This is a genomic window from Lacibacter sp. (assembly GCF_035299325.1).
Lineage (GTDB): Bacteria > Bacteroidota > Bacteroidia > Chitinophagales > Chitinophagaceae > Lacibacter.
The window spans coordinates 102,519-128,009 of sequence record NZ_DATGWT010000005.1; the positions used below are offsets into that span (position 1 = coordinate 102,519).

The 25,491-nt window shown below is 39.8% G+C and carries 22 protein-coding genes; 17 read left to right on the forward strand and 5 right to left on the reverse strand.

Annotated features, from left to right (window positions below; translation table 11 throughout):
* Positions 1–109: 109 nt before the first annotated feature.
* From VK159_RS04870 to VK159_RS04880, 3 genes are all read right to left on the reverse strand, one after another.
* Positions 110–1,471: a RagB/SusD family nutrient uptake outer membrane protein gene (locus VK159_RS04870; RefSeq protein WP_324229016.1), complete on the reverse strand. Its 1,362-nt coding sequence runs from the start codon at positions 1,469–1,471 to the stop codon at positions 110–112.
* Between the two features lie 24 nt (positions 1,472–1,495).
* Complete coding sequence (locus VK159_RS04875) at positions 1,496–4,567, reverse strand: TonB-dependent receptor (protein ID WP_324229017.1); 3,072 nt, start codon at positions 4,565–4,567, stop codon at positions 1,496–1,498.
* Between the two features lie 157 nt (positions 4,568–4,724).
* A complete protein-coding gene (locus VK159_RS04880; RefSeq protein WP_324229018.1) occupies positions 4,725–5,417 on the reverse strand; it encodes a zinc metallopeptidase in 693 nt (230 codons plus the stop codon).
* Between the two features lie 510 nt (positions 5,418–5,927).
* Between VK159_RS04880 and radA the strand changes: the two genes are divergently transcribed.
* From radA to VK159_RS04915, 7 genes are all read left to right on the forward strand, one after another.
* Positions 5,928–7,322, forward strand: coding sequence for a DNA repair protein RadA (radA, locus tag VK159_RS04885; protein WP_324229019.1), 1,395 nt, complete (start codon positions 5,928–5,930; stop codon positions 7,320–7,322).
* A gap of 79 nt (positions 7,323–7,401) precedes the next feature.
* On the forward strand, positions 7,402–8,103 hold the full coding sequence (locus tag VK159_RS04890; RefSeq protein WP_324229020.1) for a ComF family protein: 702 nt from the start codon (positions 7,402–7,404) through the stop codon (positions 8,101–8,103).
* A gap of 65 nt (positions 8,104–8,168) precedes the next feature.
* Positions 8,169–9,560 carry a choice-of-anchor Q domain-containing protein gene (locus VK159_RS04895; protein ID WP_324229021.1) on the forward strand — a complete coding sequence of 464 codons (1,392 nt, stop codon included), beginning with the start codon at positions 8,169–8,171 and terminating at the stop codon, positions 9,558–9,560.
* A gap of 103 nt (positions 9,561–9,663) precedes the next feature.
* A complete protein-coding gene (locus tag VK159_RS04900) occupies positions 9,664–10,212 on the forward strand; it encodes a glutathione peroxidase (RefSeq protein ID WP_324229022.1) in 549 nt (182 codons plus the stop codon).
* A gap of 78 nt (positions 10,213–10,290) precedes the next feature.
* On the forward strand, positions 10,291–11,466 hold the full coding sequence (locus tag VK159_RS04905; protein WP_324229023.1) for a hypothetical protein: 1,176 nt from the start codon (positions 10,291–10,293) through the stop codon (positions 11,464–11,466).
* Positions 11,467–11,498: 32 nt separating this feature from the next.
* Positions 11,499–11,756 carry a hypothetical protein gene (locus tag VK159_RS04910; protein ID WP_324229024.1) on the forward strand — a complete coding sequence of 86 codons (258 nt, stop codon included), beginning with the start codon at positions 11,499–11,501 and terminating at the stop codon, positions 11,754–11,756.
* Between the two features lie 70 nt (positions 11,757–11,826).
* Positions 11,827–12,915, forward strand: coding sequence for a carboxypeptidase-like regulatory domain-containing protein (locus tag VK159_RS04915; protein ID WP_324229025.1), 1,089 nt, complete (start codon positions 11,827–11,829; stop codon positions 12,913–12,915).
* Positions 12,916–13,003: 88 nt separating this feature from the next.
* On the opposite strand, the gene VK159_RS04920 is transcribed toward VK159_RS04915, so the two are convergent.
* Positions 13,004–13,960: a UDP-3-O-(3-hydroxymyristoyl)glucosamine N-acyltransferase gene (locus VK159_RS04920; protein ID WP_324229026.1), complete on the reverse strand. Its 957-nt coding sequence runs from the start codon at positions 13,958–13,960 to the stop codon at positions 13,004–13,006.
* 758 nt (positions 13,961–14,718) lie between these two features.
* Between VK159_RS04920 and VK159_RS04925 the strand changes: the two genes are divergently transcribed.
* The 8 genes from VK159_RS04925 to VK159_RS04955 all read left to right on the forward strand — a co-directional run bounded on the left by VK159_RS04925 (position 14,719) and on the right by VK159_RS04955 (position 21,457).
* Positions 14,719–15,597 (forward strand): YicC/YloC family endoribonuclease, encoded by an 879-nt coding sequence (locus VK159_RS04925; protein ID WP_324229027.1) that lies wholly within the window; start codon positions 14,719–14,721, stop codon positions 15,595–15,597.
* An 80-nt stretch (positions 15,598–15,677) separates the two neighbouring features.
* Complete coding sequence (locus VK159_RS04930; protein ID WP_324229028.1) at positions 15,678–16,181, forward strand: gliding motility lipoprotein GldH; 504 nt, start codon at positions 15,678–15,680, stop codon at positions 16,179–16,181.
* Positions 16,181–17,152, forward strand: coding sequence for a sensor histidine kinase (locus VK159_RS04935; RefSeq protein ID WP_324229029.1), 972 nt, complete (start codon positions 16,181–16,183; stop codon positions 17,150–17,152). The genes VK159_RS04930 and VK159_RS04935 overlap by 1 nt, the downstream gene beginning before the upstream one ends.
* An 11-nt stretch (positions 17,153–17,163) precedes the next feature.
* Positions 17,164–17,877, forward strand: a complete 714-nt coding sequence (locus tag VK159_RS04940) for a response regulator transcription factor (protein ID WP_324229030.1) — start codon at positions 17,164–17,166, stop codon at positions 17,875–17,877.
* 52 nt (positions 17,878–17,929) lie between these two features.
* Positions 17,930–18,553: a hypothetical protein gene (locus VK159_RS04945; protein ID WP_324229031.1), complete on the forward strand. Its 624-nt coding sequence runs from the start codon at positions 17,930–17,932 to the stop codon at positions 18,551–18,553.
* A gap of 197 nt (positions 18,554–18,750) precedes the next feature.
* Entirely contained in the window at positions 18,751–19,125 is a 375-nt protein-coding gene (locus VK159_RS23660; RefSeq protein ID WP_414672816.1) for an RDD family protein, read from the forward strand.
* A 451-nt stretch (positions 19,126–19,576) separates the two neighbouring features.
* A complete protein-coding gene (locus VK159_RS04950) occupies positions 19,577–20,653 on the forward strand; it encodes a glycoside hydrolase family 130 protein (RefSeq protein ID WP_324229032.1) in 1,077 nt (358 codons plus the stop codon).
* A gap of 510 nt (positions 20,654–21,163) precedes the next feature.
* Complete coding sequence (locus VK159_RS04955; protein WP_324229033.1) at positions 21,164–21,457, forward strand: hypothetical protein; 294 nt, start codon at positions 21,164–21,166, stop codon at positions 21,455–21,457.
* A gap of 102 nt (positions 21,458–21,559) precedes the next feature.
* On the opposite strand, the gene VK159_RS04960 is transcribed toward VK159_RS04955, so the two are convergent.
* Positions 21,560–23,269 carry a DUF885 family protein gene (locus VK159_RS04960; protein WP_324229034.1) on the reverse strand — a complete coding sequence of 570 codons (1,710 nt, stop codon included), beginning with the start codon at positions 23,267–23,269 and terminating at the stop codon, positions 21,560–21,562.
* A gap of 143 nt (positions 23,270–23,412) precedes the next feature.
* Here VK159_RS04960 and VK159_RS04965 point away from each other — a divergent pair, with 143 nt between their 5' ends.
* Positions 23,413–24,195, forward strand: a complete 783-nt coding sequence (locus VK159_RS04965; RefSeq protein WP_324229035.1) for a hypothetical protein — start codon at positions 23,413–23,415, stop codon at positions 24,193–24,195.
* 85 nt (positions 24,196–24,280) lie between these two features.
* Positions 24,281–25,378: a VIT1/CCC1 transporter family protein gene (locus VK159_RS04970; protein ID WP_324229036.1), complete on the forward strand. Its 1,098-nt coding sequence runs from the start codon at positions 24,281–24,283 to the stop codon at positions 25,376–25,378.
* The last annotated feature ends 113 nt before the right edge of the window (positions 25,379–25,491 follow it).

Below are 25,491 nucleotides of genomic sequence, written 5' to 3' on the forward strand. Positions count from 1 at the left end.
TTCATTCGTGGAGGGCAAAGTTAATACATTCAGATTTACACTAACTGCTGTTAGGATGCATAAAAAACCCGGCAGTTATAGCCGGGTTAATATTCAAGATAGATTTTATTTAGTATCCGTCGTTCTGAGTAAGATTTGGATTTACCCGACGCTCTCTTTCAGGAATAGGCAAAACTAATTTTGTTGAAGTCGCAGCTAATCCGCCGCCACCTGTGAAATAACCTGTAACTATTCCTAATCGCTTAATATCTGACAGATTAAATCCTTCAAATGCCAATTCAAGTTTACGTTCTAAAAGAATTTCATCTAATGTGAGGGTTAATTTGCTCCCTAAGCCTGCCCTATTACGTATTCTATTGATGTCGCTAAGAGGTGTTGCTCCTACAACTGTAACTAATCGAAAATTAGCTTCAGCACGTATTAGATACATTTCAGCAAGACGAATTGTATGAACATTACCGTAAACATTATCATTCTTACCATTGTACACCGAACCGCCACTCACATAAAACATGTCCAAACGTTCATCATTTGCTTCATACAAACTAAGGTGCTCGTTTGCAATAGTAATATCTCCACGTCCATCAGCTGAGAAAAAAGTCTGAAAATCATTGACACCAGAATTGGTTGTTACCTGCATAGCAAAAATATCCTCACTAGTATTGCCAAAAGGATTTCCTCCATTATAAGGAAAGGCTTCGGCATATGTGCCGGCAAGTGTATAGCGATTAGATGTAATTACTCTATTGGCAGCATCACGTGCATTGGCGTAATCCCGCTTTTGAAGATATACACGGGCCAAAAGAGCAGCTGCTGCATTTTTTGTTGCAAAAAAGCCATTGGCGCTCGGTAATTTTGCCTCGGCATCCACTAAATCTGCAATTATTTGAGTATAAACAGCAGAAACTTTTGCACGTGGAACCTTATCAGCTTCGGTGATCTCCCTTGTAGGAGTTAATACCAAAGGGACACCATCATTATTGGCGGGGTTACCATTACTCCAGTCCTTAGCATATAACTTCACCAATTCAAAATAAGCAGCCGCTCGTAAGAATTTTGCTTCACCTTCATATTTGTTTTTGTTAGCTGCGTCAACAACTCCTATTGCACTTAAAACATTGTTAGCTGTATTAATTGCCGTGTACCCAGCAAGCCATGTATTTGAAACAAACGTGCTATTAACAGGAACAGCCTTATTATACATCTGAGTTAACTGCTGAAAAGTACCAGACCAAATCAATTCATTATGATCGGCTAAAAGTTCAGACATAACAAACATACGACCACCATAAAAGTTAAGCGCTCCTAATTGGGTGTAGGATCCAACTAACGCCACCTGGACGTCCGCACTTGTTTTCAGAGCATCGGCCTGGTCAATGCTTTGAGCAGGAGTTACATCCAATCTTTTATTACAACCGACTGTTGAAACAACCAGTGTAAAAAATAATAATTTATATATACTCTTCTTCATAATTTAAAATTGTAAGATTAATAATTACAAACCAATGTTTATTCCAAACACAATAGCCTTTATCTGCGGAGCTGAATAGAAATCGACGCCTTGGTTAATATTGCTAACTTGATAATCGGCGTTAACCTCGGGATCCCAACCGCCATACTTGGTAAATGTAAACAGGTTCTGAGCTCTGAAATAAACTCTTGCTCTTTCAATTTTAATCTTACTCGTAATTGATTGTGGCAAATTATAACCTAACGTTACAGACTTTACACGTAAAAAAGAACCATCTGCTATGTATCTGCTCGATGGATCAACTCCATTTGCAAGGAACAATCTTGCTTCAGGAACATTTGTAATATCACCAGCTTTTTTCCATGAATTTAATTGATCCCGTGTTTGATTATCGTAACCATTACTTCCACTAGCTGACATATATTGTCCACCGCCGTAATATAAATTATTACCATAAACGCCTTGAAGCAAAACTTCTAAATCAAGCCCTTTGTAGGATAAAGTGTTTCGCATACCATAAATAAACTTAGGATTAGGGTTGCCAATTACTACTTCCTCTGCTGCATTATAATCGTTAGTAGTGGTACGATCTCTTGTACCGTCAGCCTTTAAAGTGTTCACGTAATAAATCGCATCACCAGTAGCGGGGTCAGCACCAGCAAATTCTCTCGCAACAAACACGCCTAAGGGCTGCCCTTCTCTTGCTCTGTTTTGCCCAGTGCCTAATTCCTGCCCTGCCAAATCCGTAATTTTGTTTCTGTTAAGTCCAAAATTTACGCTTGTGCTCCATTTGAAGTTTTTCGTTACAAAGTTCTCCGAAGTAATAGTAAACTCAATTCCTTTATTCTCCAGTTTACCTTTATTTTGGATTTGTGAAGCAAATCCTGATGTACCCGGAACCTCAACACTTAACAACAAATCTTTTGTGTTACGTAGATAAACATCAGCCTCAATGACTAACCTGTTATTAAATAATCCTGTTTCAATACCTATATCAGTACTTGCTGTTGTTTCCCATTTAAGATTTGGATTTGCAAGTTGTGTCGGTCTTGTTCCTGGAATTGCTCCATATCCGGCATCTCCTGAAAACAAGCCTCTTGAGGCAAAGTTCCCAATTTCAGCATTTCCTGTTAAACCATAGCTTGCTTTCAATTTTAAAAAACTTACCCATTTAATACTTTGCATGAAGTTTTCTTCAGAAAGTATCCAGCCCACTGATGCTGCAGGGAAAAATCCATATCTGTTATTTGCACCAAATCTTGAAGAACCGTCGTAACGGCCACTCAATGCAAGCAAATATCTATCATTAAACTTGTAGTTTGCCCTTGCAAAATATGACAGGAAGGCAAATTGAGTTTCTGAAGATTGGGCATCAGTTTTTGACGCAGCACTTGCAATTTTCTTGAAGGCATCACTCGGGAATTGTTCGCCACTTGCACTATTGCTGGTTAATTTATACTCCTGAAAACTCATACCGGCAACTACATCAACATCATGTTTTTCATTGAATGTGTTGAAATATCTTAAAAAGTTATTGGTGTTATAGTTCAGAATTTGGTCTGTTGAGTTAAATCCTGCACCACTTGGAACACCAAGATTACGTGCAGTTAATTTACCATTATAACTTTCTTCATTCTGATTTAACTGATCTATACCGAATTCGCTTCTGAACACTAATCCTTTAGCTATTGTTACATTACCATAAAAATTACCCAAAGTTCTGTTTGTAAGTGTCGTATATTTTGCATTTTCAACACTTAAGATCGGGTTATAATAAACAGGAAAATTTGTATTTGGACGACCAGTTGCAAGATCAAGTGCGCCGCTGGTTAAACCTGTTCTCGGATCAATCAAAGGAGTAATTGGAGAAAGCGCTACAATCTGTAGTGGAGTAGAAAATGCATTATCGTTTGATACACGATTGTTTTGTGAACGTGCAAAACTCATATTCATACCAACATTAAGCCAGCTATTAAGTTTTTGATCAACATTAATCCTGCCATTGTATCGTTTGAATGAGTTTCTCACTATTATCCCTGTCTGATCTAAAAATTGACCACCCATATAAAAAGTAGTTCTATCATTCCCGCCGGAGAAATTTAAATCGTATTGTGAAATTGGGGCGCGCTGAAATGCTTCCTCCTGCCAATCGGTATTTACTTTATAGGTTTGATAATCTGTATTGCCAGCTGAATAGCGTTGCAATCTCCCCTCATTGAATGCCACATAATCGAAACTAGGATCGATTCTTTTAGCCGCAGCAGCAGCTAATCTTGTATATTCTACATATTCCTGCGCATTCATAAACTCCATTTTATTAGTTGGAGTTTGTAACCCGGTCATATACCCAAATTCGATTTTAGATTTTCCTGCCTTCCCTCTTTTGGTAGTAATCAGTACAACCCCATTTGAAGCTCTTGAACCATAAATTGCTGCTGCAGATGCATCTTTCAGAATTTCAATAGACTCGATATCATTAGTATTTATATCGGTTAAAGGGTTTGTCTGTGCGCCATTACTTGACAAATTCGTTGTAATTAATGGAATCCCATCAACTACATATAATGGTTCATTCCCTGCAGATACTGAAGCGGAACCACGAATGCGAATGTTAATCCCCTGACCGAGTTTGCCATTTTGTTGCGTGATTTGTACACCTGCTGCACGACCTTGTAAGGCGCTTTCAAAGCTTGTTACCGGTGTGTTATTCAATTCTTTGGCTCCAACTTTAGTAACAGACCCCGTAATGTCTCGTTTAATTTTTGTACCATACCCCACGACGAAAACCTCGTTTAGGCTGGTTGTGCTAACTTCCAAACTCACAGAAATTTCACCACCTGTTACTGCAATTTCCTTTTGCTCGAATCCGACAGAAGACACTTGTAGAATTGCGCTATTGCCTGTAAATGAAATTTTAAAACTACCATCTGTAGCAGTAGTAGTTGCACGGGAAGATCCTTTTACCTTAATGGTCGCACCAACTAATGGCGAACCATCTTTTGCATCTGTCACTTTCCCTGATACTTCTTTTGTCTGCGCCCACATCTGGCTCACCAACAACAAGAAGCTAAGTGTTAGTCCTAACAATTTTCTCATGTGATAGTTATTTTGGTTTCGAAAATATGGAAAAAACTTTTAACAGAATTTTCTCGTTTAACAGACAGTGCAAAAACACCAACTGCTGCATTCAAGTTAATAATAGTATTAAAATGAATGTATTAAGAAAAAAGCGACACCTGAGTTGTCGCTTTTTTTAATCTCTTCTGCTCATGTAAATCAAGATGTACTGCACCAATGTTACAATGGATGCTATGGCGGCAACAACATATGTAGTAGCCGCCCATTTCAGTGCATCTTTAGCACCCGGGTGTTCCTGGGGTGTAGTGGCATTGGTTCGCTCCAACCAGGCAAGTGCCCTGTTACTGGCATCAAATTCTACCGGAAGAGTAATTAATGAGAAGACGGTGGTAGCAGCAAATAAAAGAATACCAACCAATAATATGGTAGGGTTACCGCCCCCAAAACCCAGAATACCCACACCAATCGCTAAGATCCATTGGGAAAGCGTGGTGCTTACCTGCACTACCGGCACCAGCCTTGAACGCAACATAAGCCATTGATAGGCAGTGGCATGTTGCACTGCATGGCCTACTTCATGGGCTGAAACGGCTGCTGAGGCAATCGACCGTCCATTGTATACGTCCGGGCTCAGGTTTACTGTTTTATTCATGGGGTTATAGTGGTCGCTCAGGAAGCCATCGACAGAAACCACCTGCACATCATAAATGCCATTTTCCTTCAACATTTTTTCGGCCACTTCTTTCCCACTTAAACCGCTCATGAGGGGTTGTTGGCTGTAGTGCTTAAACTTGGATTTTAACCTCATTTGCACTAAAAAACCTATCCCCATAAAAAGAAGAGAGATCAATAAAATTCCTGGTGTCATAGTCTGTTTAAAATTTAATAACAAGCATGCATCAAATTAGTTTCCAAAATATTTTTTTGCCAAATTTTTACATTGAAAAGTTCGGGCTAAGTCGTTTTGACAGAGGGAGTTACGTTTACATGTTGCCGTAAGCAAAAGAGAAGTACGTTATTTCAAAATAGATTAATATAAAAAATTGATTATTAATACGTTAAGTAGCGTTTATGCATATTGTCAGTCGTGCTATTTTGGTAACACAGTTGCTTAGAATTTATGCACATCGGCCAAAAATAATTTTGTAATGTGGCGGCAATTTGTAATTTAGCAACAGAATTTAATGGGTTAGTAAGTACAAAGGGTTGGAAGAAATTCCAGCCCTTTTACTTTGTAGCAACTTCTCACTTTTCTACATTTTATTTCCGCTGAATTTTTCTTTTTTCATCATTCTTTTTTGCTCACGCATTTTCAAAAAAATAATTTCTTACTGATCATTTTTTTTAATGCACTTTTATACGATCGATATTTGAACACATGAGTAAAATCAAAACATCTTTTTTCTGTCAGAATTGTGGATATGAATCAGCAAAGTGGATCGGGAAATGCCCATCATGTAATGAATGGAACACATTTGTCGAAGAATTAATTACAAAAGATAAAAACAACCCGCAAAAACAAAGTTGGAAAGAAAGCACCGGTAACGGAGAAATGAAAACTATTTCCTTGAGCGAAGTAAAAAGCAGTGAAGAAAAAAGAATTGTAACAGACGATGCAGAATTAAACCGTGTACTTGGTGGTGGTATTGTACCGGGAAGTATTGTTTTAATTGCTGGTGAACCGGGTATTGGAAAATCAACATTGTTCTTACAAATAGGTTTGCATTTAAAAAATACTGTAACCTTATATGTGAGTGGTGAAGAGAGCGAACAGCAAATTAAAATGCGTGCTGATCGTTTGCAAATGAGCAACGAAGATTTTTATTTGCTTACCGAAACATCAACTAATACCATCTTCCAGGAAATAAAAAAACTGAAACCGCAGGTAGTTATTATTGACTCCATTCAAACATTACAAACACCTTATATTGAAAGTGGACCCGGCAGTATTTCGCAGATCCGTGAAACGGCTGCGGAGTTGCAACGCTTTGCAAAAGAAACCAACACTCCAGTATTTCTCATTGGGCATATTACCAAAGATGGCAACATTGCCGGACCAAAAATATTGGAACATATGGTTGATACGGTATTGCAGTTTGAAGGTGATCGTCATTATGCATATCGTATTCTGCGTACAATGAAAAACCGCTTCGGTTCTACATCGGAACTTGGTATCTATGAAATGACTGAAACAGGTATGCGGCCCGTTATTAACCCCAGTGAAATTCTCATCACACAAAAAGAAGATCAGTTAAGCGGTATTGCTATTGCTGCAACAATGGAAGGTATGCGACCATTGTTAATAGAAGTGCAGGCATTGGTAACACAAAGTGTATATGGTACTCCGCAACGAACAGTAAGTGGTTTTGATTTAAGGCGTTTGCAATTACTATTGGCTGTTCTTGAAAAGCGTGGTGGATTTCATTTCGGTATGAAGGATGTGTTTTTAAATATTGCCGGAGGGTTGAAAGTAGAAGATCCTTCGATCGATCTTGCAGTTTTATGTTCGCTACTGTCGAGCTATGAAGATGTGCCGCTGAACCCACATATTTGTTTTGCAGGTGAAGTAGGTTTAAGTGGAGAGATCAGGGCCGTTAACAGAATCGACCAACGCATTGCTGAAGCTGAGAAACTTGGCTTCGAAAAAATCATCATCAGCAAATACAATCTTGGTCAACGGAAGGAGAATGAAAAAAAGTTGTTGCAGAAATACAATATTGAAGTGATCACTATGAGCAAGGTGGAAGAACTATACCAGTATCTGTTTCAGTAAAATGCTTGTAGCTGATAGCCATTAGCTACAAGCAAATCACACACTTGCAAATTTTCCGGCTGTTGTTTATCTTTCTGTCATGATCAACACCCACAAATTATTCAACGATTTTATTCATCTGCTCTATCCACATAACTGCGCCGGTTGTGGAAGTGATCTGCTGGAAAACGATCAATCAATCTGCATTCGTTGTTATACCAATTTACCTGAAACAAATTATGCAGCACTACCCGGCAATCCGATCGAAAAGATATTTTATGGCCGACTCGATGTTGAGCAGGCAACTGCCGGTTATTACTTCAGCAAAAGCTCCGTATTGCAGCGATTGATCCATCAACTCAAATACAATGGCAATATAGAAGTGGGGCGTCAGCTCGGCCAATGGCTGGGGTTGCAAATTCAGAAAAGCAACCGTTTTACTGTAGATGGATTGATCCCTCTGCCACTTTATCCATTAAAAGAAAAGAAACGTGGTTACAACCAGGCAACTGTTTTATGCGAAGGGATTGCTGAAGTAATGAACATTCCCATTCTGAACAATATTGTATTACGTAAACGCTACACCGACACTCAAACTAAAAAAGGACGTACTGAACGATTGCTAAATGTTGATGGCAGCTTTGAAGTAGCCGATGCCGCTGCGCTGCAACAAAAACATGTGCTGTTGGTTGACGATGTTATTACCACCGGCGCAACGCTTGAAGCCTGCGGCCTTGCAATAAAAGAAACAGATAATGTAAAACTCAGCATTGCAACTCTTGCCTGGTCTAGTGACGATTAAACAAAAAACAAGTTTAACAACCACACAATACCATCTTTCCAATACGGATGCTTATTTTTACAACTGTGAGAAACTACTTACCCATACTACTTATCCTTTCCCTTGCAATGGCTATTGGCTGTAAAAAGGAATCATTTACCAACAGCTCCGAGGCAAAACTCATCATTGGTAATGACAGTTTGCATTTCGATACCGTATTTACAACCGCAGGATCTGTTACTCAATATTTCCTCATCAAAAATGAAAACAAGCAAAAAATCAACATCAGTAATGTGCAGTTAATGGGCGGCACTGCCTCTGCTTTTAAAATGAATGTTGATGGAAGTCAGGGAACACAGTTTACCAATATTGAAATTGCCGGCAACGATAGCATGTATGTGTTTGTGCGGGTGAACGTGAACCCCAATGCCGATAATCAACCTTTTATTATCCGTGACAGTATTAAGCTGCAATGGAATGGCAACACAACTTTTAAACAGTTAGAAGCGTGGGGGCAAAATGCCAACTACATCCGTAGTACCATTTTGCAAGGGAACATCAACTGGACAAAAGATAAGCCCTATGTGATCCTCGGCGGAATGATCGTTGATACAAATGCTGTCCTCACTATTCAACAAGGGACAAGAATTCATTTAAATGCAGATGCACCTTTTATTGTAGATGGTACGCTCATCATCAACGGTACAAAAAGCGACAGTGTTGTTTTTCGCAGCAACCGTTTAGATGACCCTTACCGTGATTATCCAGGAGCATGGCCCGGTATATATTTCCGTGGAAGCAGTATCAATAATCAATTAACCTATACTTATATTAAAAACGCATACCAGGGAATTGTGGTAGAGCAACCTTCTTCAAATGCAAATCCTAAACTTACCCTGAACAATTGTGTGCTTGATAATATTTATGACATCGGACTTTTTGCTGTTAACAGCAGTGTCGTTGCCAACAACTGTCTCATCAGCAATTGCGGAGCCAACGTTGCATTGATCTATGGCGGCAATTACCAGTTTAATCATTGCACGGTTGTATCTGCTTCCAATTCATTTGTGCAACACAAAAATCCGGCACTCACAGCCACAAATTTTGTTAAACAAAACAATACTATTTACACATCACCATTAACGGCTGTATTTACAAATAGTATTGTTTGGGGCGATGAAGGTTTTGTTGATAATGAAATTGTGGTGCAGAAAGAAGGCTCAGCTGCAGCGAATGTTACGTTGAATAATGTTTTGTTCAGAGCAAAAACAGATCCATCAAATACAGCTTTCAATAATGTGTTGCGGAATATGAACCCGCAGTTCGACAGTGTGGATGTGGTTCGCCGTATATACGATTTCAGGCTGAAAGACGGCTCTCCCGCTATTAATAAAGGAATGATTACCCCACTTGCTACTGACTTTAACGGGTTGGCAAGAGTTGGTTTGCCCGACATTGGTTGTTACGAAAAACAATAACCTTTCACAAATTTGATGAGAGGAAGATCAAAATCCCCTAATTCGCATGATCTTTGAACAGAATTACCGGTTTCTTGTTATTCATTAAAACAATTGAATTTTTATGATACGTTTACTTCTTGCCCTTGTGGTATTTGTTTCGTTTGCTTTTACGATTAGTGAGAAAAAAACAGTTAGCGCCCCTCCAACCGTTTACAATTTTAAAGTGGAAGGTCTGGAAGGCGGTACGATCGATTTTTCAAAATATAAAGGAAAAAAGATCCTGATCGTTAACACCGCTTCAAAATGCGGTTATACAAAACAATACACCGAGTTAGAGCAATTGTATAAAAAGTACCAGGATAAATTAGTGGTAATTGGTTTCCCTGCAAACAACTTTGGCGGACAGGAACCAGGTACTAATGCAGAGATCAAGGAATTCTGTACCGGCACTTACAATGTTACTTTCCCAATGGCAGCAAAGATCAGTGTAAAGGGTGATGACATACATCCGCTTTACCAATGGCTCACCAGTAAAGAAAAAAATGGCGTGCTGGATGCTGAGGTGAAATGGAACTTCAATAAATTTTTACTGAACGAAAAAGGAGAACTCATTGCCTATTTTCCAAGTAAGGTTACACCATTGAGCGAAGAGATCACAAGTAAGTTATAAATAGTTTTTAGCATCACTTAGAAAGCAGAAGTAAATTACTTCTGCTTTTTTATTTTCTGCAAATCCTATCTTCGCTCCATGCAATTCTCCCACATTATTGGACAGCAGCACGTGATTCAGCAACTACAGGAAATGGTGGATCATAACCGCCTCAGTCATGCATTGCTGTTCATTGGTAAAGAAGGAAGTGGCGCTTTACCACTGGCACTTGCCTTCAGTTCGTATGTGGTTACGCAGAGCGAAAAGAACAAACCCGTTGCAACAACTGCCGGTTTGTTTGGTGATGAACCTGTAGCTTCAAGTTCATCGCATGGTGCTGAACTGGCAGAACAATATATTCATCCTGATATACATTACAGCTACCCAGTTATTCCAAGAAAGAGTGGCGATAAACCTGTGAGTACCGATTACATTACCGAATGGCGTGAGTTCATCAAACTATACCCTTACGGTAATGTGTATGATTGGCTGCAGTTCATCGGAGCAGAAAACAAACAGGGAAATATCACTGCGGCTGAATGTGCCGATATCATCCGCAAACTCAACCTTAAAAGTTTTGAAAGCGAATACAAAATACTCTTGCTCTGGATGCCTGAATACCTCGGCAACGAAGGAAATAAATTATTGAAGCTGATCGAAGAGCCGCCTGCTAATACCTTATTTATATTAGTTGCAGAAAATGAAAGCTTGGTATTACCTACGATCATCAGTCGTTGCCAAACGGTTCGCATTCCACCAATTGATTTAAGAGATACGGCAACAGCATTGGTTCAACGCAGCAAACTCAGCGAAGAACAAGCCATGCAAATTGCCGGCGTAAGCGAAGGCAATTATCGTGAAGCACTACAACTTATTCAACATGCAGAAGAAGACTGGCAATCTTTGTTAAGAGAATGGCTGAATGCTGTGTTAAAGAGTGGCCCTATTGCACAGGTAAAATGGGTTGATGTGATCAGCGGAGTTGGTCGTGAAAAACAAAAACAATTTCTGCGTTACTTCACGCATTTACTTGAGCAAAGCATCCGTCTCCGTACTATGGGCGAAGAGCATTTACCGCTTACAGGTGCTGAAAAAGATTTTGCGATCCGTTTAAACAAACTTTGCGATATCAGTCAGCAACAGGCCATCACCCAACAACTTGATGAAGCAGCTTATCATATTGAACGCAATGCCAATGCTAAAATGCTGTTCATGGCCCTCACCATTAAGCTTTACCATATCATCGCCAATAAAACAGTGATTGAAGTAGGTTGATTTTTTCAAGGATGATACATTAATAAGATCAAATGAAATTTTACTTTTCACCTTTATTCATTGTTTCCTCTCTTTTGCTTTTGTTTGGTCTTTACCTGTTCATTGAAAGTAAGTTCGTAAATCCCCGTTATTGGGATGAGTTATTTGCCATGCCGTTATTATTCATCGGAGCAACCGGCATCATAGTTCACTTTTTATTCAAAAAGATCATTGGTAATAAGATACGTGTACAGCTACTGGTTGAACTGGCACTAATCTTATCTGCCATACTTCTCCTCGCAATCAGCTAGTGATTTTCGGTGTTCTTTCTTTACGGCCTGAAAATTGTTTATTTTTATCCATCTCAATGAAAAATCACATATGAAAACAATCCTTTCGTTTCTCCTTGTCATACTCACAAGTACCGTTTCAGCACAATCTTATTTCTACATTAAAGGAAAAGTAGTGGATGACAGCACCCGGCTTCCGCTTGAAGGCGCATCGGTGCTTTGTCAAAACACCACCAAAGGAACGATCACCAATAAAGAAGGCGAATTCAGAATGGAGTTACCTGCAGGTGGACATAACCTAGTTATTACTTACACCGGTTATGAAAGTGAGAGTGTCCGTATCAGTTCGTCGCAGGATAACAGCAACGAACTGAATATCATCTTAAAGAAAAAAGAAAAGAAACTGGAAGAAGTGGTGATACAGGCCAGCACTGAAGTAAAAGATGGCTGGACGAAATATGGAAAACAACTCTCTGATTATTTTATTGGCAGCACACCCTTTGCCAAGCAATGCAGCATTGAAAATCCGGATGTACTCAAATTCTATTTTTCCCGCAAACGGAATGTATTAAAAGTAAAAGCGGAGGAACCGGTTGTTGTAATGAATTATGCTTTGGGTTACCGCATCAGTTACCAGCTCGATTCATTTATTTATGATTACAATACAAAATTCAGTGCTTATGCAGGGGTTGCGTTTTATGCTGAGCTCGATTCAACAGCTGAACAAAAAACTGTTTGGCTAAAGAACAGGGAGAAAGCATACTTAGGTTCACGCTTACATTTTATGCGTTGCTATTTCGACAGCACCTTAGCCGAAAATGGTTTTGTGATCGAACATATTTATAATGACACCATAAACGCAAAACCAAAGATCCGTTCAGTAGAAAATCCATACGACTCTGCGGTGTATGTTTTGGTTGATAGTGTAGATAAAGAGATCAACTTGTTTGGTAAATACCGGATCGTGTACACTTTGCAACCGATGGAAAAAGAATACCTGGTTGCCAACAAATATCCGCTTAGTGCAAAAGAGCAACTCTCAACCCTGGAACTGCTCAATGGATTTGTAATTACTGAAAATGGTTTCTTTTATGAACAACACGAAGTGATCAACAGTGGTTACTGGGCCTGGAAAAATTTAGCTGATCAATTGCCGTATGATTATTGGCCGGAGGAGTAACAGCCGGCTCTAAGTTCTAAGTTAGGCTTCACATTTATGGCAGATAAAAAATCCGTTTGTATCTGCAATAATCCTGTCATCCGTGTTTCTATCCCTTCTCTTCAAGGCGCTTTACTTTTTCCCATAATTCCGGAATACGTTTTACCCATACCAACTCTTTGCGTTTTTGCAAAGCATCATCTACCGGTGTGCCGAAATACGATTTATTTCCCTCCAATGATGATGGCACGCCGCTTTGTGCAAACACAACTGCATTCTCTCCAATGGTTAATGTTTTGCTTACACCGGCCTGTCCCCATAACACTACACCGTCTTTAATTTCCACTGCACCGGCCACACCCACCTGCGCTGCAAACAAACAATTCTTACCGATAACGGTATCATGACCAATATGCACCTGGTTGTCGAACTTGGTACCACGGCCAATCACAGTATCATGGGTTACACCTTTATCAATGGTACAGCCCGATCCCATTTCCACATCATCTTCAATAATCACTCTGCCGCAGCTTTCCATTTTTTTATACCACACATCACGGTTCTTTTTTGTGTTGAAATAAAATGCATCGCTGCCAATCACGGTTCCTGCATGCAGAATTACGTTGTTACCAATTACTGTATGATCATAAATAGAAACATTGGGATGAATAACACAGTTTGTACCGATCGTTACATGATTGCCAACAAACGCACCCGGCATAACAACTGTTCCTTCGCCAATAACAGCTGAATCGCTGATTAATTTATCAGATGGAGTAAACGGACGAAAGTGACGAACAATTTTCAGATATGCTTCAAACGGTTGTTCACAAACCAATAATGCTTTTCCATCGGGTACTGCCGTTTCTTTATTGATGATAATAAAACTTGCAGCCGATTGAATACACTTATCATAATATTTTGGATGATCAACAAACACCAGATCGCCTTCTTCCACTTTGTGTATTTCATTAATACCTGTTGCTAATCCATTTTTGTTGCCAGTAACAACTGCACCAATCAGTTCAGCAATCCATTGTACAGGAACCGGAGAAGGAAACTTCATACATTGATTTTTGCCAAAGGTAATATGTTTCAGTTTGCAGCAACAAACCATGAAAGAGTCACAACAAATGTTGAAACCAACCGGGATGTTCACTGGCGAATAATCCCGATAGTTATCGGGAACAATTAAAAAACAATAATAGAAAACTCATGAAAGAAGCAAAAAAGAACTTCTAAACCGGAAAAACAACCCTTCGGGAAAACTTTTTTTGAAAAATTTTTTTGGCATTTTTTGCTGTTTTTTCAGACCTGCAAACAAGCTGGTTTATCATCTGCAAAACATAAACTCTTACATCAGTAATTATTGCAAAAACAAAATGATTGATTTTTCAACCTGCTGAAACTATTGCCAACACAGCATTTCAGAAGAATTGTTTTTTCAGGAAGTAAGTATTGTTTGTTGATCGCATAAAATTGAAGGCTCAATCATGCATTCATTTTTATCTTTGACTGCTTCAAAAATGCATAACCCTTTTCCACACGCAAACTTAAAATGTGAATAAAATTTTTTTGAAAAATTTTTTATATCGGAGAAATTATTTTTAATATTGTGCAGGGAAAGAAATTTCCTGGTACTTACTAACCCATCCATCATAAAAGCTCGGTGTCTTCCGGGCTTTTTATTTTTCACTCACTTTCATTTTTTAATACTGCCAGAAACTACAAAAGGTTATTATTGTCGTTATACTACTACATGTACTTGTTTTAATTAAATCACCCCGAACAAACGAAATTCTTTACATTGCTTAAAAATAAGCTATGCTTAAATCAATGACCGGTTTTGGAAGAACCGAAGAGGCCGCCGGCGATAAAACATTCCTGGTTGAAATAAAATCTCTCAACGGAAAACAGTTTGAACTCAATTTAAAAATCACTCCATTATTAAAGCCGTATGAGTTTGCGATCCGTACAATGTTATCGGAGCAACTGATGCGTGGCACGATTGATTGCAATATTCTCTTAAAGCAAAACGGAGGCAACGGCGCCATTACTATTAATAAAGAAATGGCGAAGGCTTATTTTCAACCGTTGAAAGAAGTGGCCGATGATTTAAATATCGGGCTAAGTGAATATGTGCTGGCTGCCATGTTACGTTTGCCTGATGTAGTTGTTCCCAACACCGATATTTTAAGTGAAGAGCAATACGGACAGTTTAAACAAACGCTGCAAAATGCAATTGATGCTATTAACAAACATCGCCTGCTGGAAGGTGCGGCTTTAGAAAAAGATCTCATTGAACGTATTAATAATATACTTGCCTACCAGGAAAAAATTTCTGAACTCGAACCGCTTCGTCAACATAAAATGAAAGAAGAGCTGCGCCGCAAAATGGAAGAGCAGGTGGGTAAAGAGAACTATGACGTGAACAGGCTTGAGCAGGAAATGATCTACTACATTGAAAAGATCGACATCAGTGAAGAGCAGGTGCGTTTGCGCAACCATTGCGACTATTTCCTCAACATCCTGAAAGAAGGTGAAGAATCAAAAGGAAAGAAGCTAGGTTTTGTGTTACAGGAAATTGGTCGTGAAATTAATACCACAGGCGCCAAAGCCTACGATTCCGGCATCCAGAAACTGGTGGTGCTCATGAAAGATGAACTGGAAAAAGCCAAAGAACAGGTATTAAATATACTTTAGCCAATAAGACATTACCGGTAGCTTAAATTGGGGATTTGGAATTTGGGATTTGGAATTTGACATTTGTAAAAACATTTCGCTTGAAACCATTGCAGCGCTTACATAATCTTGCACATTCATTCCTCTTCGGTTCACTTATTATTTTCTCCGTTTTACTGGGCAGTTGCAGTTCCATCGATGCATTTGAAAAAAATGCGGAGATCCCTAAGCACCAATGGACTTATGATTTTCAACCCGAGGTAGAATTCAACATTACCGATACCGTATCAACTTATAATGTACTTGTTACGTTGCGTCATACAGATGCTTATGCCTATAAAAACATCTGGCTCTTTCTTTCTACCCGTCAACCCGGCGATAGTACGTTTCAAAAAGAACGTTTTGAATTAACCCTGCAAGACCAGGAAGGTAAATGGATCGGTACGGGCATGAGCGATATCTGGGAAGTGCGTTATCCCCTGTTCAATAATATCAGGTTTACGAGGCAGGGCACTTATACCATCAGGTTACAGCAAACAATGCGTGATAATCCGCTGTTACATGTTATGAATGCCGGTGTACGTATTGAAAAAGCAAAATCATAATGGCTTATACCAACAAAGTATATAGTTTCCGCAATTTCTCGTTCTGGTTCTGGATCCTTTTAATTTATGTAGTTGCTGCACTGGTGTGGTGGTTTATTTCACTGGAACGCCAGAGTGCTGACATGACTGCCCTGAAACTGGCCCAATTAAAACTCGACGATCCGCAATATGATGTGTTGCGTGATGAAACGCTGCTATTTCAGAAACGACAATCTGCAAAATACATTGGCGAAGGCATTACCTTTCTCGCATTGATCCTTGCAGGCGCCGTGTTTGTGTATCGTTCCATTCGCAAACAAATTGAAGTATCGGCCCTGCAGCAGAATTTTATGATGGCCATTACGCATGAGTTAAAAACACCCATCGCCACAACCCGTCTTAGTATTGAAACCGTATTACGTCGTAAGCTCGATGAAGTGCAGCAACAAAAACTCTTGTTGAGCGCCTTAAGCGAAACCAATCGATTAAATATTCTCACTAACAATATTCTGCTTGCTTCGCAAATGGAAGAAAAGAATTTCCAGCGTGAGCACGAAGAAGTAAACCTGGCCGATGTGGTGGAAACGGTAGTGAGCGATTATAAAAACCGCTACCCTAACCGGCGCATTGAGGCCAGTGCTGATAAAGACCTGTATATTGAAGGTGATGAACTGTTGATCCAGATCGCTTTGAGCAACCTCATCGACAATGCACTCAAATATGCACCCAAGGAAAGCCCGGTGTATATCGACCTGATGGATGATAACGAAACAACACAGATCAAAGTAAGCGACGAAGGACCTGGTGTGCCTGACGAAGAGAAACAGAAAATTTTTGAAAAATTCTACCGTACCGGAAGCGAAAACACACGTAAAGCAAAAGGTACCGGGCTTGGCTTATACCTTACCCGCAAGATCATTACCGATCACAATGGTGACATATTTGTGATGAACAATACCCCACGTGGAAGTATTTTTGTAATTCAGTTTTAAACACTACACATATGTCGGCCACAAACAAAGCATCTATTTTACTGGTGGAAGATGAAGAGCATTTGCTGGATGCGTTGAAATTAAATCTGGAGCTGGAAGGTTATGAAGTAACGACGGCCGGTGATGGTGTGGCTGCTCTCAAAGCGGTGGAGAATGAATATTTCGATTTAATCATTATGGATGTGATGATGCCGGAGATGGATGGCATCAGTGCAACAGAAAGTATCCGTATACGCAAGAACGATGTGCCGATTTTGATGCTTAGCGCCAAGAATACTTCACACGACCGTGTGCTTGGTTTGAAGAAAGGTGCAGATGATTATCTCACCAAACCATTCAATCTTGAAGAGTTGTTGCTCCGTGTTGAAAAGCTGATCGAGAAAAATAAAAAGATTCAGGACAAAGACAGCATTGGCGAAAGCTACAGCTTCGGTAATAACCATATCGATTTTAAAGCACAGGAAGCGATCAATTTTAAAAGCGAAAAAATACAGTTGAGCAAAAAGGAAAGCATGCTGCTTCACCTGCTCATTGAAAACAAGAACGAAGTAGTAACCCGTGAAAAAATTCTGCAGGTGGTTTGGGGTTACAACGTATATCCTACTACTCGTACTATCGACAACTTCATCCTCAACTTCCGCAAGTATTTTGAAGAAGACAGTCGTAACCCTGTTTATTTCCACTCAGCAAGAGGGGTTGGGTATCGGTTTGTGGAGGGGGAATAAAGAATATCAACAGCCTCATATTGTAAATTAGATTGGTTGAGTATATTTATGAATGACCAACCATTTTTTAGAATTATTTGGCGAAAGAATTAAAGGCTTTTGGGATTTAGGTGAAGCCGGAACCGATGCTTTACTCAAAGATATTCTTAACCATGCGAATGCCAATCCGCAAAAATTCAGGCATGACATTGAACCTGTCTTGTTTGATGAAGAGTTAGAGCCGATGCCAATTATTTTAGAGGCCCTTTCAAAAGACACTGACACATGGGGACAATTTTATGTTGACATCTTACATAAAATATTTGAAGAGGCTCAGAATTACAATGATCCAAGCGGTGTGTTATTCAACCTGATAGAGTTTACATATATTGAAAATGACCAACGGCCATTTGTACAAAAGATTGTTGACCGGATTTACAAAGAAACCGATTCGGAGAATCTTTTTATAAAGCTAGCTGCAGTATCAACCTTACCTCCCTATTTAAAGAACACTTCCATAAAGAACCGCTCATTAATCCTTGAATCTCTGCAACAGAAACTACATGATAAGAATTGGAAAGTAAGATATGTCAGCTTTAAGTCGCTTGGGTTTGAAAACCTCCTTCCTGACGGAAGTAAACTATCCATAGCAGACAAAATCAGAACTATCATTTTTGGGCGACCTCCTCTCATTTAGTTAATTGCGAATACTTAAGCCGCTGTTGAAGTATCAGAGTAAAAAAACAAGCCGAGGTTGCGTCTCCCGACCAACCGCATAAATTATAACAAATCAAACCCAGCTATATACATGTGTCGTTGGTAAGAACACCGAACGATACTTGACTATGAAGATTTCTTATCTTTAAATAGATTAAAATCACAAACTAAGCCAAAATGGAAAATACCGATTCAATATTATCTGATATACAAAATTCTGAAATAGAGGCTTCTTATTTTCAAAGATTACTGGCTAGTTTAATTGACTTTGCTGTTGAAATTTTTATAGTTTTTTTAGTTTATATAACTATACCAAAAGAAATCATCTTACGGTTAATAGGTTCTACTGCTTACACTAGTTACTTTTTAATCTTTTTTATACTTTTCCTATACAGGTTCATTTGCATTATAATCTTCCAGAAAACAATTGGCATGATGCTGTTCCGTCTAAAATATCTAAATGGCAACCTAGAGCCATTGTCAATAAAACAAAAATTAATAGCCGTTTTTATACCTCGAACACAATCGATTAAGTATTACAAAATCAATTAAGACCCATCAGCCACTGTTTAAATATCATCTAAAAAAACACGCCGAGGTTGTGTCTCCCGACCAACCGCAAAAATTACAACAAATTAAACCCAGCCATATGCATGTGTCGTTGGTGATAACACCCAACGACGACGGGCTGTGTACATTTACTATCTTTAGAATGACGATGGACAAAAACAAAATAGCAATCTGTGATGAATGTCGCAGCGAATATTATTCAACTACCTCGAAAATGAATAATCTTTGCCCCGAGTGTTCGCACATTTTGTATGGGTATCAAAACTGCGAACATCAATTTAAAAACGATCGATGTGAAAAGTGTTATTGGAACGGAAGCTCATCGGAGTTTTTAAAAAGTTTAAAGGGGGACTAACGCTTTTAATGTTTGCGATAATTAATGCCTTCCAAATCCCTATCCCCATTTTTCCTATCTTCCAGTAAACTTGCCGGCATGAAAAAGGTTCTTATTTTCCTTTTCAGCATTCTTATCCATAGCTGTACTGAACAAACAAAGCAAGCAGCAGCAACCAACAGTTGGGCCATGCTCAACTTTGTAAAAGTGGATAGCCTCAACCCTATACTGCAGCCCGATTCAACACAACAATTCAATTGCCCCGTGAGCAAACAAACCGTCAACTGGGAAGAACGGAATGTGCTCAATCCATCAGCCGTCGTAAAAGATGGCAAGGTTTATTTGCTCTATCGTGCACAGGACAGACATATGACTTCACGCCTTGGTCTTGCAGTAAGTGATGATGGTTTGCATTTTACCAAACTGCCGCAACCGGTTTTCTTTCCCGATAACGACAGCATGAACATTTATGAATGGAAAGGGGGTGTGGAAGATCCACGTGTGGTGGAAAGTGAAGACGGAACCTATATTCTTACTTATACATCCTACGATGGAAAAACGGCCAGGCTTTGTTTGGCTACATCAAGAGATCTGCGCAACTGGACCAAACATGGTTTGGTATTGAATAATGAGAAGTACAAAGATGTATGGTCGAAATCGGGAGCCATTGTTGCCAAACAAAACGGAGAGAAGATCGTTGCCACCAAGATCAATGGAAAGTACTGGATGTATTTCGGCGATACAGATCTGTTCATGGCATCGTCCGATGATCTCATTCACTGGACCGTTGCTGAAAATGAAGAAAGCAAAAAGATGATCACGGTGCTGCATCCACGAATGGGTTATTTCGACAGCAGGTTGGTAGAACCCGGTCCGTATGCATTGTTGCAAAACGATGGCATTCTGTTGATTTATAACGGCAGCAATGCCGCCAACTTCAGTGACAGCAGTATACCGAAGTTTACCTACGCTGCGGGCCAAGCGTTGTTTGATAAAGAGGAACCATGGAAACTCATCAGCAGAACTGATTCAAATTTCATTCGCCCCGATAAAGATTATGAACGAGTAGGCGAAGTAAACGAAGTGTGTTTTGTAGAAGGGCTGGTTTATTTTAAGAACAAATGGTTTTTGTATTACGGAACGGCTGATTCAAAGATTGCGGTGGCGGTGAGATAATGATGATTCGACTATTCACCATATTACTATTCAGCATCTTGGTTGTTAGTTGCACAAACAGGAAGCTAACTAAGAAGGAAATTGCAGCTGCTAACAAATGCAGAGATAATTGGCAATATATAAACCTGCAAGACACAGTTAGTGGTGAAGTATTGTATCATGCAAAAGCAAGTTTTGGCTGTGGAGTTTTAACCTCCGCATCTCTTACAATAATAAAAACAACTGAAAAAGATACAATCCGGATTCTATGGAGATGCAATACCGAAATAGACTTTAAAGTCAATCAGCGTGTAAAAATTATTCCAGAGCAACAAACAGCACACCCCGTTATGCTACCCTTAACTACAAGTCAATTTGACTGCATTATTTATAGAACTTACTATGGGAATATAAAATCATTTTGACGCTTGAGCTATCTTGAGCATCAAACGATGGCAGCTTATTTACATTTCTTATCTTTAAATAAATTAAGAACACACATAAGGGCAAAGAGTCTTGCAGTTTAAATCAATGAAAAACTATACTTCTACGCTTATTGCATTCATCATATTATTCCATTCCTGTATTGGCAGTGACTTTACGGAATATGTTCCTACCTGTTTTAATGGCAGCAGCTTTGTGAAATGCCCAAGCTCTCTTACTAAAAAACATCAAGAAAATATAGAGAAAGTGTTTTCGCACTATAACATTAGCTTTAAAAAAGAGAATAACCGCATATTTTACAAAGGAAAGATTGACGATGAAACACTCTGGAATTACACAACCAAAGCAAACGATACAATGTGGTTGAACTCTCATTTTTGAGCGCTGCTTAGCGGAAGCAGGACACACTTGCGACTTCTATCTTACGGTTGGTGAGGACACCAACCTCGGCGTGATGATCGTGTTAAATTTCACAAGTTGCTTCTACTTCATCTCCCCTGCAAACTTCCAACCCGTTACATGATTTTCTTTTAATGGTTGATTGATCAACACAGCACGTACCATTTCAATAGGCATACTGTTCTCCTGCAAAATACGATCGTGAAAAACTTTGTTCGTCATTTTACCACTGCCCACCAGTTCTTTGTGCAATGCTTTAAACTGCAGTCCGCCCAGCATATAGCTTACCTGGTACAACGGTCCATAAGTGCTTGCAAAGGAACGACGCACCTCTGCTTCTGCATTGGCAGGTTCATGCCCAACACGATCTACTAAAAAATCAATACACTGTTTCGGCGTCCATTTATTTGTATGATAGTTGATGGAAAAAATAATGCGTGCACAACGGTGCATGCGCCAGAACAACATACCGATCTTATCTTCAGGTGTGGTTGCAAAATTGTTATCCCACAACAGCATCTCCCACCAAAGCGCCCAACCTTCGCCCCAGAAAGAAGTGCGGAAGGGATTACGATACGGTTTGTATCGGCTGTTCATATAGTACTGCAGGTTATGACCGGGAATCAATTCATGATGCACCACTGCTCTTGAGAAATGACGGTTGTTGCCACGCATCGTCATCATACGATCGGCTTCATTCATATCTTCTGTGGGGTATGCGATCAATATCTGTGCGCCACCTAAAAAGAACGGTGCAAATTTTTGTTCAGCAGGTGTAAGCATCCGCATGCTCCATCCTTCTTTCGCCATTTCCGGAATGGTTACCAATTGACGTTGTTCAATAAACTGAATCGCTTCATCAGCCAGAAATTTCGCCAGCTCCGGTTGCTTACCGATCTCCACATAATTTGTTTTTACTTTTTCCAATGCTGCTTTCCAGTTGGTTCCAAAACCCATTTGCTGCGATGCCTTCAACATTTCTTTATCGCACCAGGCAAACTCCTGCATGGCAATGGCCTGTATTTGTTCGGGTGTGTACGGGATCATTTCATATTGCAGATCACGGATGAGTGCTTCCCGGCCAATGGGATTTCCAATGATGCCAGTGCCATCATCTTTCTGTTGTACCGCCGTTGCTTTTTTCTTTAACCACGCAACGTAAGTGCCGAGTGTAGTATCCGCTTCGAGATAAGATGGTTTTGCATTGCTCGTAAACTGAGGATCGTATCCATCATAAAATTTAAATGCTTCATTAAATGCCCTGCGCAGGTCGCTTACTGTTACAGAAGCCTGTTGAAACTGTTGAGCAGATAACGCAGCACCTGTTTCAAGTTGTTTCATGGTTTGCAACACTTCCTCTTTCAGTTGCACAAAAGATTGCGCCACTTCTTTACCGGGTTGCTGCTGACCTACTCTGCGTTTTGCTTCAAACGAAGTGATGTGTTTGGTAAATGGAATAGCCGGCAGCAGCGATGTGTATTGCTGTTCATCGGCTAACAATTGCGACTGATCTTTTTGAATATTCCGTTTCAACAGCAAATAATCAACCTTATCGCTTGTTGTATAAGTAGAAAAGGGTTGTTTCTTTAACCGCTCCACCCAATCGGTGTAAAACCGCTTCATACGGTTGAAATACTCCGGCGAATGTTTGATCACATATTTCCGTTGCAGCATTTGCGCATCAGCATTGTATTGATTGATGAAGGTATATAGTTTACCTGCATCGCCATTTTGTGCAGTAAGCGAGCTGGCTATTATAAGCATGAAAAGAAAAAGAGTAATGCGACTTAACATGTAACTGAGTTTTGGAATGAACGTTCCTGCAATGTAACAAACCGTTTGCTTGCTTTTTGATGAAATTGACAGGTGGCGGCACTTGCGCATCACAGCTTAATATTCCTTAAATTGAGCAACGTGTACATATAACCGCCATATACATGAGAAAAATGTTTTCGTTTTTAATCCTGTTGCTTCCGTTTCTGGCAACTGGTCAGGTGCTTGTGAAAGAGATCAAAGAAATGCACCCGGTTAGAACAACCGAGGAATATGTGTTTCCGTTCATTAAAGCAAAAAACAGCAGCATCTCTACCCGCATCAACAATACATTGTGCAGCGATTTCCTGGATGTTGACAGGAACAAGATCAAAAAAAGCATTTTTGAAAATATCTGGCCGGGAGGAGAAAATAATTATGGCCGGCTTTCAGATATTTCTTACGACGTATTGCATAACAGCAAACGCATTTTCAGCATCAGCGTTTCTGCAGAAGGTTGCGGTGCTTATTGCGAACCTTTCACCCGGTATTACAATTTCGATTTGCAAACGGGCAAGCAATTTACACTGGAAGACTTATTCACTCCTGCCGGTAAATTGCTATTGCTTGAAGCAATGAACAAACAAAAAAAGGAACTGCTGCAACAGAAAATAACATCAGCAAAAGAGCTGTTACATAAAAAGGGGTCGACTGTCAGCAAGGACGATAAGGAATACTATGAAGAGATGATCGAGGTTTACAGCAACTGCCTCGAAAGTCAATTATACACTTCTCTTGAATCCACACAATTCAGCCTGCAGGAAAAAACATTGGTGGTGTTTACCGATCGGTGTTCCGCACATGTTAACCGGAATGTGGATGAACTGGGTGATTTTGAATACGGCTTTTCGCTTGCCAACTGGAAAAAGCACTTCAGCACTTACGGTCGTTCCCTGCTATCAGAGTAAGGACTTTTCAAAATCAGTTCGTCAGCCAATCAACATCATCGCAGGTTGGATCGCTTCTGCTTATCTTAATCCTTCAACTTAAGCTATGAACCTGAAAAATATTCAAACCGAAATCGATGCTGCTTTTCTCTACAATAAACTGGCAACGCATGAAGATGATCCGGTAATTGCCAATGTTTTCAGGCAAATGAGTGAAATTGAAAACAGTCATGCCGTTGCATTTGCTGCAAAAGAAAAGATCGATGCATCACTTCTTCCCAAACCATCGTGGCGGGCAAAAACCTTAAACTTCATTGGTAAAGTGTTTGGTTACGATTATGTATTGGGTGCATTGATGGATACGGAGAAAAGTATTTCCAACGCAATCGTTCAAACCAAAAAGAAAAACAAAGAGCAAATTACAGGTACTGAAACAACGCATGTAAAAATCCTTCGTTCCATTTTAGAAAAAGAAGTGGAAGTATCCGGCAAACAAATTTCACGCTTTGAAAAGCGACATCGTTCTGTTGGTGGCAACGCCATTCGTGCTGCAGTGTTGGGTGGTAATGATGGATTGGTTTCCAACTTCAGTCTGGTAATGGGCATTGCAGGTGCCACACATGGTCAGGAGGGAGTTTTACTGGCAGGTCTTGCAGGATTGTTAGCCGGTGCGTTATCCATGGCATTGGGCGAATGGATCTCTGTTAAAAGTTCGCAGGAGTTGTATGAAAACCAGATGCAACTGGAAATGGAAGAGCTGGAAGTTAATCCTGAAGGAGAAAAAAAAGAAATCGCCTTGATTTATATGGCAAAGGGAATTGATGAACAGCAGGCATATGTGCTGGCAGATGAATTAATGAAAGATAAAACAAAGGCATACGATCTGTTGGTGAAAGAAGAATTAGGAATTGATGCAGATGAATTAAAAGGTTCGGCTGTTGAAGCAGCTGTTTATTCCTTCATCTTATTTGCCATTGGTGCCGTTATACCTGTTGCACCGTTTATGTTTGCCACAGGCGCTGCTGCCATTGGCATCAGTGTTGCGGTGAGTGCATTGGGTTTATTCCTCATCGGCGCCGCTATTACCTTATTCACCGGACGAAATGTTTGGTTCTCCGGTTTCAGGCAGGTGTTGTTTGGTTTAATTGCTGCAGCCATCACCTTCGGCATTGGTAAGTTGATCGGCGTGTCAATTGCAGGATAAGCAAAACAAACGGGATTATTTTTTCCAGTACCGCAGTTTATGCCAACAGCAATAAAATGTTTGGCAAAGCCTGCAAATATCAACCGTTACGTGGTATTGCATTAGAAACAGAA